Annotated in this window: 11 protein-coding genes; 10 read left to right on the top strand and 1 reads right to left on the bottom strand. The window is 37.9% G+C overall.

What is annotated here, in order from left to right; genetic code table 11:
- Positions 1-578 precede the first annotated feature (578 nt).
- The 4 genes from HMPREF9083_RS02325 to HMPREF9083_RS02310 all read left to right on the top strand — a co-directional run bounded on the left by HMPREF9083_RS02325 (position 579) and on the right by HMPREF9083_RS02310 (position 4,718).
- The gene (locus tag HMPREF9083_RS02325; protein WP_007555774.1) at positions 579-1,886 is read left to right on the top strand and encodes a uracil-xanthine permease family protein; all 1,308 of its coding nucleotides are present in this window, start codon (positions 579-581) and stop codon (positions 1,884-1,886) included.
- A gap of 192 nt (positions 1,887-2,078) precedes the next feature.
- Complete coding sequence (locus HMPREF9083_RS02320; protein ID WP_007555772.1) at positions 2,079-3,389, top strand: amidohydrolase; 1,311 nt, start codon at positions 2,079-2,081, stop codon at positions 3,387-3,389.
- 26 nt (positions 3,390-3,415) lie between these two features.
- A complete protein-coding gene (locus HMPREF9083_RS02315; protein ID WP_007555770.1) occupies positions 3,416-4,270 on the top strand; it encodes a DUF3100 domain-containing protein in 855 nt (284 codons plus the stop codon).
- 1 nt (position 4,271) lies between these two features.
- On the top strand, positions 4,272-4,718 hold the full coding sequence (locus HMPREF9083_RS02310; protein ID WP_007555769.1) for a hypothetical protein: 447 nt from the start codon (positions 4,272-4,274) through the stop codon (positions 4,716-4,718).
- Between the two features lie 48 nt (positions 4,719-4,766).
- On the opposite strand, the gene HMPREF9083_RS02305 is transcribed toward HMPREF9083_RS02310, so the two are convergent.
- Positions 4,767-5,579 (bottom strand): DNA-3-methyladenine glycosylase family protein, encoded by an 813-nt coding sequence (locus HMPREF9083_RS02305; RefSeq protein WP_007555768.1) that lies wholly within the window; start codon positions 5,577-5,579, stop codon positions 4,767-4,769.
- 200 nt (positions 5,580-5,779) lie between these two features.
- Between HMPREF9083_RS02305 and HMPREF9083_RS02300 the strand changes: the two genes are divergently transcribed.
- From HMPREF9083_RS02300 to truA, 6 genes are all read left to right on the top strand, one after another.
- Positions 5,780-6,328, top strand: coding sequence for a glutathione peroxidase (locus tag HMPREF9083_RS02300; protein ID WP_007555767.1), 549 nt, complete (start codon positions 5,780-5,782; stop codon positions 6,326-6,328).
- Positions 6,329-6,432: 104 nt separating this feature from the next.
- A complete protein-coding gene (locus HMPREF9083_RS02295) occupies positions 6,433-7,194 on the top strand; it encodes an HAD-IIB family hydrolase (RefSeq protein ID WP_035062598.1) in 762 nt (253 codons plus the stop codon).
- Between the two features lie 193 nt (positions 7,195-7,387).
- On the top strand, positions 7,388-8,266 hold the full coding sequence (locus HMPREF9083_RS02290; protein ID WP_007555764.1) for an energy-coupling factor transporter ATPase: 879 nt from the start codon (positions 7,388-7,390) through the stop codon (positions 8,264-8,266).
- Complete coding sequence (locus tag HMPREF9083_RS02285) at positions 8,242-9,105, top strand: energy-coupling factor transporter ATPase (protein ID WP_007555763.1); 864 nt, start codon at positions 8,242-8,244, stop codon at positions 9,103-9,105. Before HMPREF9083_RS02290 ends, HMPREF9083_RS02285 begins: the two co-directional genes overlap by 25 nt.
- Positions 9,099-9,902, top strand: a complete 804-nt coding sequence (locus HMPREF9083_RS02280; RefSeq protein WP_007555761.1) for an energy-coupling factor transporter transmembrane component T family protein — start codon at positions 9,099-9,101, stop codon at positions 9,900-9,902. The genes HMPREF9083_RS02285 and HMPREF9083_RS02280 overlap by 7 nt, the downstream gene beginning before the upstream one ends.
- Positions 9,903-9,914: 12 nt before the next feature.
- Positions 9,915-10,715, top strand: a complete 801-nt coding sequence (gene truA, locus HMPREF9083_RS02275) for a tRNA pseudouridine(38-40) synthase TruA (protein ID WP_007554991.1) — start codon at positions 9,915-9,917, stop codon at positions 10,713-10,715.
- The last annotated feature ends 14 nt before the right edge of the window (positions 10,716-10,729 follow it).

Genomic DNA, 10,729 nt, shown 5'->3' with positions numbered 1-10,729 from the left:
TTAGAAAAAGCACATGTGATGAACATAGTGCTTTTTTTATTTATGTAAAAGGCTTTCTATCCGAGCGGGAAACCCGGGATAGCGTGCAAACCGATTTGAAGGAGCGAAGCGACGCACAAAGAGAGTGAGTGGCATGTAGAAGCAAGTAGCGAACGCCTTTTGAAGGAGCGGCGGAGAGCGGGTTTTTGTTTATATTTAAGATTAAAATTTTTATCATTATAGGTTTATAGTTGTTTTATTTTCTTTTTGATAATGTTTGTAAAAAAATATTATTTTTTCTTGCGTATTTTTTTTGTATTGGTATACTGTAGTTAGGATGTTCCGTTTGGGACAATTACAATTGAATAAAGCAAAACATAGAATCTTCCTAAGTAGGAACGGTATGTAGGCTGTTTATTCGAGATTTGATTTTATTGAATTTGCGTGAGGTATGTGCATTCGGTGTATTTTTCGGTACATCGGCTTAAATTCTTAAAACAAATCTGTAAGTCGGAAATTCTTTTTTATTTCGATAAAAGAGTTTTTGATTATTAAATGTTTTGCACTGAAAAGTGCAGTATTCATGTAGGGGAGGAACTATGAATACGAAAGATGCAATTTATGAATTTTACGGAAAAATATCTTTAAAAAAGGCGGTTCCGTTCGGTTTGCAGCATGTGCTTGCAATGTTTGTTGCAAATATTGCTCCTATACTTATAGTAACCGGAGTTGTAAAAATGCCGGCACATGAGGCGGGAGCGCTTGTTCAGGCTGCGATGATTATCGCCGGAGTCGGGTCGCTTCTTCAAATGTTTCCGTTTTGGAAAATAGGTAGCGGTCTTCCGATTATTATGGGGATAAGTTTTACTTTCGTTTCCGTATTTTGTGTTATAGGGACTAAGTACGGATATGGAGCGGTTCTCGGTGCGGCGCTGGTAGGCGGAATTTTGGAAGGAACGCTCGGTTTGGGTGCAAAATGGTGGAGAAAGCTTGTACCTCCGATTGTATCTGCAAGTGTAGTTACCGCAATCGGATTTTCATTGCTTCCGATAGGTGCAAATTCTTTCGGCGGGGGATTCGGAAATCCGAATTTCGGTGATGCAAATTATCTTATTGTGGGAACTGTAACTTTGGTATCTTGCTTGGCGTTTAATATTTTTGCGAAATCATTTTATAAGCAGCTTTCGGTATTGTTCGGTCTTGTTGTAGGATATATAACGGCATATTTCTTCGGTATGGTGAATCTCGGTCGTTTGACAACGGTTTCTCTTTTCTCGGTGCCGTCATTTATGCCTTATCCTATGGAATTTCATTGGGATGCGATACTTTCGGTAGCACTTATATTCCTTGTTTCTGCGACTGAAACATTGGGAGATACGTCTGCACTTGCAACAATGGGATTTTCAAAGGATGCGGGGGATAAGGAAATAACCGGAGCAATAACTGTTGACGGTTATATAAGCAGTTTGTCATCAATTTTCGGATGTATGCCGATTACTTCATTCAGTCAGAATGTAGGACTTATAGCAATGACGGGTGTTGTCAACAGAAAGGCAATTGCATCGGGTGCAGTTATTATGATTCTTGCGGGATTGTTCCCGTCATTGGGTGTAATTCTTGCTTCACTTCCGGATGCGGTTTTGGGCGGTTGCACACTTATGATGTTCGGTTCAATTGTGGTCAGCGGTGTCAGAATGATAAGTAAGTGCGGATATTCGCAGAGAAATATGAGTATAGTCGCACTTTCATTGTCAATCGGTTTGGGATTTACACAGTCGCCGCAAATTTTCCGTATTTTCCCTGATTTGATAAAGAGTGTTTTTGCGGAAAATTGTGTTGCGATAGTGTTTATAGTAGCTATTATATTGAATTTGATTTTCCCTAAAGATAAAGAAATAGAAGAATAATATGAAAACCGTTTATTTCAAAATAATTTGGAATGAACGGTTTTTTTGTATGTTTTATATTCAAATATTTTTATAACACTTTAATTTAAACGGTAAAATGTTAATTTTAAGGACTATAATGATAATTATCTGTTGATATATCTGTTTAACTTATGTTAAAATGAGTTAAAATTCTAATAGGAGGAGTAAGAAATGACAAAGGAAGAAATGAAACGACTTGTTTGTAAGACGATTGATGATTATGCCGAACAGATTAAAGATTTGGCTATCAATATTCAGTTGGAACCTGAGTTAGGGTTTAAGGAAAAAAAGACGTCTGCAAAGATAGCCGAATTTATGAAAAATTTAGGTTTGGAAGTTGAGACGGGTCTTGCTTTGACAGGTGTAAAGTCTAAGGTTTGCGGAAAGAAAGACGGTCCTACGGTTGCGGTTATATCCGAGTTGGATGCTGTAGGTACGCCTGATGATCCTCGTTGCGATCCGATGACGGGGGCTGCTCATACGTGCGGACATTTCTTACAGATGGCTTCAATGATGGCTGCCTGTGCCGGTATTGTAAAATCCGGAGTTATGAAAGAACTTGCAGGAAATGCCGTATTTTTTGCCGTACCGGCGGAAGAATACGTTGAAATAGATTTTCGTAAACGCATGATTGATGAAGGTAAACTTCATTTCCTCGGCGGAAAGAGTGAACTTGTATATAGGGGACATTTTGATGATATCGATATGTCAATGATGATGCATTCTCAAGGGGATGCACCTGAAAATTCCGTATACATCGGAACTTCAAGTAACGGTTTTGTGGGTAAGCTTGTGAGATACAAGGGTAAGGCCGCACATGCCGCAAATGCACCTCATGAGGGTGTAAATGCGTTGAATGCCGCTTGTTTGGGTATTATGGGTGTTAATGCTCTTCGTGAAACTTTCAAGGAAGATGATATGGTTCGTGTTCATCCGATTATTACCAAGGGCGGAGATCTTGTAAATTGCGTTCCGGCCGATGTACGTTTGGAACTTTATGTACGCGGTAAGACTATGGATGCCATAGATAATGTACATAAGCGTGTAGATGCGGCGTTTAAGGCAGGCGGAGATGCTGTGGGAGCTGAAACGATAATCGAAACATTGCCGGGTATGCTTCCGCTTCATTGCAGTAAGGCTATGAATGAACTTTTCGTAAATAATATCAGGTTTGAATCTCCGTCAACGGAAATAAAGGAAACCGGTCATTTTACGGCTTCTACCGATATGGGTGATATTTCACATTTGATGCCGACAATTCATCCGTTTATCGGAGGCGCAAAGGGCGGTCTTCACACGAAGGAGTTTGAAGTTACAAGCTTTGAGGCTGCCGGGATTTTACCGGGTAAAGCGTTTGCAATGAATATCATAGATTTGCTTTATGATAATGCACAGGTTGCAAAGGAAATTATAGATAGAGAAAAACCGTTGCTTACAAAAGAAGAGTACTTGGCGAAAATGGAATCATATTTCAGCCGGTAACTCTGTAGTTATGGGAGGAACCTTGTATGAAAAACCTTAAATTGCACTTAATAGTATTGGTGCTTGTAGTAGTTTCGGAAATTATAGGAACAAAGGCTATAAATATAGGTGTCGGTAAGATAGTATTTTTACCTATGATGTATGCTTTGATTATGGGTGTATTTACGGCACCTCGTTTTACAAAAATTTCTTCCGATAAAGAAATTAAAACGGCAAGCGGACTTTTGGGAATTACGCTTATGCTTTTGATGTCTCGTTACGGTACGCTTGTAGGTCCGACATTACCTAAGATTTTAGCTGCATCCCCTGCACTGATATTGCAAGAGTTCGGAAATATCGGAACTGTATTGGTAGGGATTCCTCTCGCAGTATTTTTAGGACTTAAGAGAGAATCTATAGGTGCGGCACATTCTATTGCACGTGAACCGAATGTTGCGCTCATAGGTGAGCGTTTCGGTTTGGATTCTGCGGAAGGCCGCGGTGTAATGGGTGTGTATATTTGCGGCACAGTTATAGGAACAATTTTCTTCGGACTTATGGCAAGTATTGCCGCAGCTTGTTTACCGTTTCATCCGCTTGCACTTGCCATGGCGGCAGGTGTAGGTTCGGCAAGTATGATGACTGCCGCTGTCGGTTCGCTTTCGGCAATGTATCCGCAAATGGCGGATCAGTTGGCGGCGTTCGGTGCGGCAAGTAATATGCTTTCAGGTCTTGACGGATTATACATGAGTATTTGGCTTGCTCTTCCGCTTTCGGAATGGCTTTATAAAAAATGTTACAGATTGAAATATGGAAAAAATCCGGAAAAATCTATTGTAAGTGCTTTAACAGGCAAAGAGGTAAAACAGTCTGAAAACGAACCGGAAGAAGGAGGCGAATAATATGAAATTGACAGAAATTGCACAGGTATTGGTTATAACAGGTGCTATGTCGCTTGTGGCAAATACTGTAGGTACAAATAATGCGTTGGCCGATTCATGGATCGGTATGTTGATTTTGATTGTTATCGCCTTTGTCGGAATGGTATTGGGGAAATTCCTTCCCAGTAATGTTCCCGGTGCTGCGTACATAGTAACTTTGGGATGTATAATTACATATCCGGGATTTCCGGGCTCTGAATTTGTAAACAATGCTGTAAAACATGTAGGGTTTTTGCAACTTTGTACACCGATACTTGCATATGCAGGTATTGCGATTTGCAAAGATTTGGATGTTTTCGTAAAGAGCAGTTGGAGAATTGTAATTGTAAGTGCGGTAGTATTTATCGGTACATATATCTGTTCGGCAATAATAGCACAATTTATACTTATGAGTATGGGACAAATATAAAATAAAAAATGTACATTTTGCGGTGATTTCCGTAAAATGTACATTTTTTTATTTCTTGTTTACCTGCATATAGTAGAACATATATTGCTGCATTATTCCGGCATTTGTTTTGTAATTGTTGAAAGGATTTATACCTTCATATTCGTTTTTTATTATTCTTTCTATCCATACGTCTACCGGCGCACGATTTGTTCTTCCGTATGCAAAAAGTGCCACGCAATTTGCAACTTTTATTCCCACTCCGGGAAAAATTTTCAATGTTTCTATAAGTTTTTCGTCATTATATGCGTAAAGTTCTTCTAAATTTATTTCGCCTTTTCGAATAATTTGAGTTGTTTTGTAAATATAAGGAGCACGATATCCGAGTCCGCAGCTTTCCAAGTCTTTAAGTGCAAGTTCGCTCAATGTTTCGATTGTAGGGAAGGTGTATATCGTTTCGTAATCCGTAGTTTTTTTATTTCCTGCGAGTATGCAGAGTTTTTCTATTGCACTTCGTATCGCCGGTATACTTTTTCTTTGTGATGTAATGAATGTAATCAGCATTTCCCACGGATCTTGATTGAGTATGCGTATTCCTCTTCCTGTACGTGCCGATTTAATCAGGAAAGTGTCGTTTTCGAGAATTTGTTTTCTTATTTCTTTGTAGTTTCTTTCCATATCGAAATAATTTTTCCATACTTTGTTCCATGCACGTTCATCACAAGATATTTCATATGCGTCATCACTCTTTTTTCGTATATATATTATTTCATCGTTTGTGATGAATCTGTAAATGTTTTCTTCAATTTCTTTTCCTCGAAAACATTGTCCGCTGTTTATGATTTTTGTCAAATCGAAGTCGTCGTTAATTTTTATTTCCATAGTTTGCTCCTTAATAGAATTAATTACATTATATCAAATGAAAATGCGGCTTGTTATTTAATAAGTTTTCGATAACACTATATTAATAAAATTGAATATAATTTGCTTGATATATGTGCGATTTTAAACTATAATGATAATGCTCGATATAAAAGGTCGTTCAGTGATTAATTTGGAATATAATCTAAGAGGTGTTTGATATGAAAAGTATTTATGATTTTTCAGTAAAGACAATTTCAGGAGAGGAAAAGTCTTTAGCCGATTATAAGGGTAAGGTTATGCTTATTGTAAATACTGCAAGCAAGTGCGGTTTTACTTATCAGTATGACGGTTTGGAAGCTTTGTACAAGAAGTATAAAGATAAGGGATTTGTAGTTTTAGGTTTTCCGAGCAATCAGTTTTTGCATCAGGAACCCGGAAGTGATTCGGAGATTGCATCATTTTGCCGTTTGAATCATGGTGTTACATTCCCGCTTTTTGCAAAGGGTGATGTTCGTGGTGAAAATGCTCAGCCTTTGTTCAAGTTTTTGACTTCAAAGTGCGGTTTTATGAAATGTCAGTACGACTGCGAAGAAGGAAAAGATTTGCTTGGTTTCCTCAAGTCGGATTTCCCGAGTTTTATTTTAGGTGATTCAATAAAGTGGAACTTCACAAAATTTTTGGTAAATCGTGAAGGTGAAGTGGTAGCACGTTTCGAACCGATTACAAAACCTGAAAAAATAGAGTCTTCAATTGAGAAATTGCTCTAAAATATATTGTGCATGGTTTCCATGCACTTTTATTTTGCTATTTATTTTATGGATAAAATTATGTAATATATTATATATATCAGTTTTGAATCGAGGTGAATTTCGTGAAAAAATTTTTCTTTTTCGATATTGACGGAACTTTAAGGTCAAGGGTGCATGACAATTATTCCGACAGTACATTGGAGGCTTTGCATTTATTAAGAAAAAACGGACATTTTGTCGCTTTGGCTACCGGACGTATTCAAGACGATGCAAAAGAGCTTGCAAAAGAGCTTGATGTGGAGTCTTTTATTTCCGACGGAGGTAATGCTCTTACCGTAAACGGCGAGTTGATTTACCATGACGGGCTTCCTATTGATACATGCCATAAGTTTTTGAACGGGTTGGATCCCGAAAAATATCCTGCTGCCGTTGTTATAGATAATGTTCGTGAACGTCATGCAAACAGTTTGCTTTATAAAAAAGTCGTTCCGGATGAGTATTATAAAACTTTTACGGATACTTCTCTTGATTTTAACGATTTGGACAGAATTTATAAAATATTTCTCGGTGTAAATTCCGGTGACCGTTTCAGTATAGATTTTCACGGTTTGACTTATTTTTGGTATGAAGACGATACTATGCTTATAGAACCGGTTAATAAGGAACGCGGTATTTTTGAAATGATGAAGAGATACGGTGTTAACGACGATCAAATAGTTGTTTTCGGTGACGGTAAAAATGATGAGGCCATGTTCAGACCGGAGTGGATGAGTGTGGCTATGGGAAATTCTCATCAGAAATTGAAAAATCTTTCAAAATATGTGACGGATTCGGTTGATGATGACGGCATTTACAACGCATGTAAAAAGTTCGGCTGGATATAATATAAAAAAACAGTCTGGTTATAATAGTTTATAAAAATATGACAAAAATATATATCCTGAGTTTAATCAGTGTTTATGCTGAGTTTCAGGGATTTTTGTCATTTTTTGTTGCATTTTTCAGTTTGACAAATGTATGCAGTCTTTATAGAATTAGAGTTAATTGATATTGTTTTTTTAGCAAAAGAGAGTTCAGATGAAGAGTAACGGTCAAGAAAATCGAAATGAAGAAATTCTTTTCGAAATTAAAAATATAGAGCATACATTCGAGTCGCTTGACGGGAAAACGTATACTGCGTTGAAAGGTGTTTCCGCAAGTATAGAAAAGGGGTCTTTTACTGCGATTATAGGTACCAACGGTAGCGGTAAATCTACTTTGGCACGTCATTTGAATGCACTTTTATTACCTACCGAAGGTGAGGTTTTTGTGGACGGAATGTCTACAAAAGATTTTTCGAATGTTTGGAATATTCGTCAAAAAGTCGGTATGGTATTTCAAAATCCGGACAATCAACTTGTAGCGGCAGTTGTGGAAGAAGAAGTTGCATTCGGTCCTGAAAACTTGGGTGTTGAACCTGAAGAAATAAAAAGACGTGTGAAGGAATCGCTTGAAAAAGTTCGTTTGTTGAAATATTTGAAGCACGCTCCTTCGATGCTTTCCGGCGGACAGAAGCAACGTTTGGCGATTGCAGGTGTTTTGGCGATGAAACCTTCCTGCATAGTTCTTGATGAACCTACTGCAATGCTGGATCCTTTAGGAAGAAAAGAAGTAATGAAAACCGTTCATGATTTGAATAGAAATGAGGGTATTACCATTGTTTTGATTACTCATTTTATGGAAGAGGCCGTTACTGCCGATAAAGTTCTTGTAATGAATAAAGGTAAATTGGAATTGCAAGGAACTCCTCGTGAAGTATTTTCAAAAGTTGATGAGTTGACGGGTATGGGGCTGGCGGTTCCCGTTCCTACCGCTATTTCTTACGGTTTGAACAAAAAAGGACTTTCCATAAAAAAGGATTGTATGTCTGATGAAGAATTGGGAGAAGAGTTATGTCGATTTGTGTCGAAAATGTAAATTATATATACGGTAAAGGTACTCCGTATGAGAAAAAAGCTCTTTCGGATATAAATTTGACTTTTAACGAAGGTGAATTTGTAGGTATTATCGGGCATACCGGAAGCGGAAAATCTACTTTGATACAACATTTGAACGGTTTGATACATCCTACGGAAGGAAAAGTGACGATAGACGGAGTAGATTTATCGGATAAATCTCAAGCTGCTATAAAAAAGCGTCATTCGGTCGGAATGGTTTTTCAGTATCCCGAACATCAGCTTTTTGAAGAAAGTGTGGCAAAGGATATTGCTTTTGCACCTCGGAATTTGGGATGCAATGAAAAAGAAATTGACGAACGTGTACGTGAAGCGATGTGTTTTGCAGGTTTGGATTACGATACATTTGCAGAGCGTTCACCTTTCAGATTGTCGGGCGGACAGCAAAGACGTGTCGCCATTGCCGGTGTAATTGCAATGCGTCCGAAATTTTTGATACTTGATGAGCCTTCTGCGGGTTTGGATCCGATAGGAAGAAAAGAAATTTTCGATCGTATAAAAAAAGGATTCAATCAAGGCAAATTTTCGGTTATTTTAGTTTCACACAATATGGACGATATAGCACGTCTTGCAAATAGGCTCTTGGTATTGCACAAAGGTAAAATAGTTTTGGACGGAAATCCGATGGATATTTTTTTGAATAAAAAAGATATTCTCATTGAATGCGGTGTAGATTTGCCGCCGCTTACAAAGACATTGATGTACTTGAAGGAAAAAGGCATAAAAGTTCCGGAGCATGCTACTTCCGTGCAAAATGCGATAGATGAAATGTATAATACGCTCAAGGAGGATGTATGCTGACTGATATGACTTTAGGACAGTACTATCCGGGAGAATCGGTACTGCATCATATGGATCCGCGTGCAAAAATTTTTTGCATGATGATTGCCGTCATTACGATTTTTTCATCAAACAGCATATATTCGTATTTATTTTCAACGCTGTTTGTGATTTTGACGGTAGCAATTTCAAGAGTGCCGCCTGTAATGATTTGGCGTGCGGTAAAACCGCTGTGGTTTATCCTTGTATTTACCATGCTTATACATTTCTTTACAACTCCGGGGACGGATTTAATAGCATATAGATGGTTTCATATAACAAAAGAAGGATTTACCAACGGTATTTTCATGACGTTGAGATTGCTTTTACTTATAATTTTCGCGTCACTTCTCACATTTACGACAAGTCCCATAATTTTGACAGACGGTATAGAATCCATACTTACGCCGCTGCAACGTTTCGGTGTACCGGCACATGAACTTGCAATGATGATGACGATTGCACTCAGATTTATACCGACATTGCTTGAAGAAACCGACAGGATTATGAAAGCACAAGCATCAAGAGGTGCAGACTTTATAAACGGCAATTTCTTGCAACGTGCAAAAAGCATGATACCGATAATGGTGCCGCTTTTTATTTCATCATTTCGAAGAGCCGATGATTTGGCAACTGCAATGGAAGCACGTTGCTATCGTGGTGGTGAAGGAAGAACAAAAATGACACAATTGTCATACGGTACAAGAGATTACACTGCAATGACGATTACAATCGTTGCATTGGTAATTGTATTTCTAATGAGATATTTCAGTATATAATCGGAAAGTGATATGAGGAATATTTGGATAACGGTTTCATATGACGGAACCGAGTACGCAGGATTTCAAAGACAAGAGAACGGATTTACAGTTCAAGAAGCATTGGAAAAAGTTTTGAAAAAACTTACGGGAGTACATACGACAATTTATTTTGTTGCAAGGACCGATGCCGGAGTACATGCTTACGGACAGGAATGTACTTTTTATACCGAATCTTCAATACCTTCGGAACGTTTTAAAAATGCTATGAATTCGTTGCTTCCCTGCGATATAAGAGTTTTGAAAAGTAAAGAAATGTACGAAGATTTTTCGGTAAGAAAAACAAATTACGGAAAAACATATGCTTATATACTAAGTGAAGACAAAGATATAAATCCTTTTTTGAGAAAATACGTGTGGTATACCGGCAGAAAATTGGACTTGCAAAAGATGAAGGAAGTCGCAAAAGTACTTGAAGGCAAACATGATTTTACATCTTTTCGAGGAAATAATTCGGTTCCGGCAGATCCGGTAAGATTTATAAATGAAGTACGTATAATAAGAAAAAACTCTCTCATTTTTGTTTATGTAACGGGAGAAGGATTTTTATACCATATGGTAAGAAACATGGTAGGTGCATTTGTAGATGCCGGGCGGGGAATTATGACACCGGAACGCATAAAAGAAATACTTAAAGCAAAAGACAGAAAAAAACTCGGCGTTACGGCGCCTCCTCAAGGACTTGCATTGCTCAAAGTTTATTTTGAACCGATAAGTCATGAAAGTATAAATGAAATATTAAATACAAGTTACTATCCTTGGACTTGTTTATAGAGTATAATAAAGGC

The organism is Dialister micraerophilus DSM 19965 (genome assembly GCF_000194985.1).
Taxonomy (GTDB): domain Bacteria; phylum Bacillota; class Negativicutes; order Veillonellales; family Dialisteraceae; genus Dialister; species Dialister micraerophilus.
Note: the sequence above shows the minus strand (reverse complement) of the source record. Positions and strands in the feature narration are given on the sequence as shown.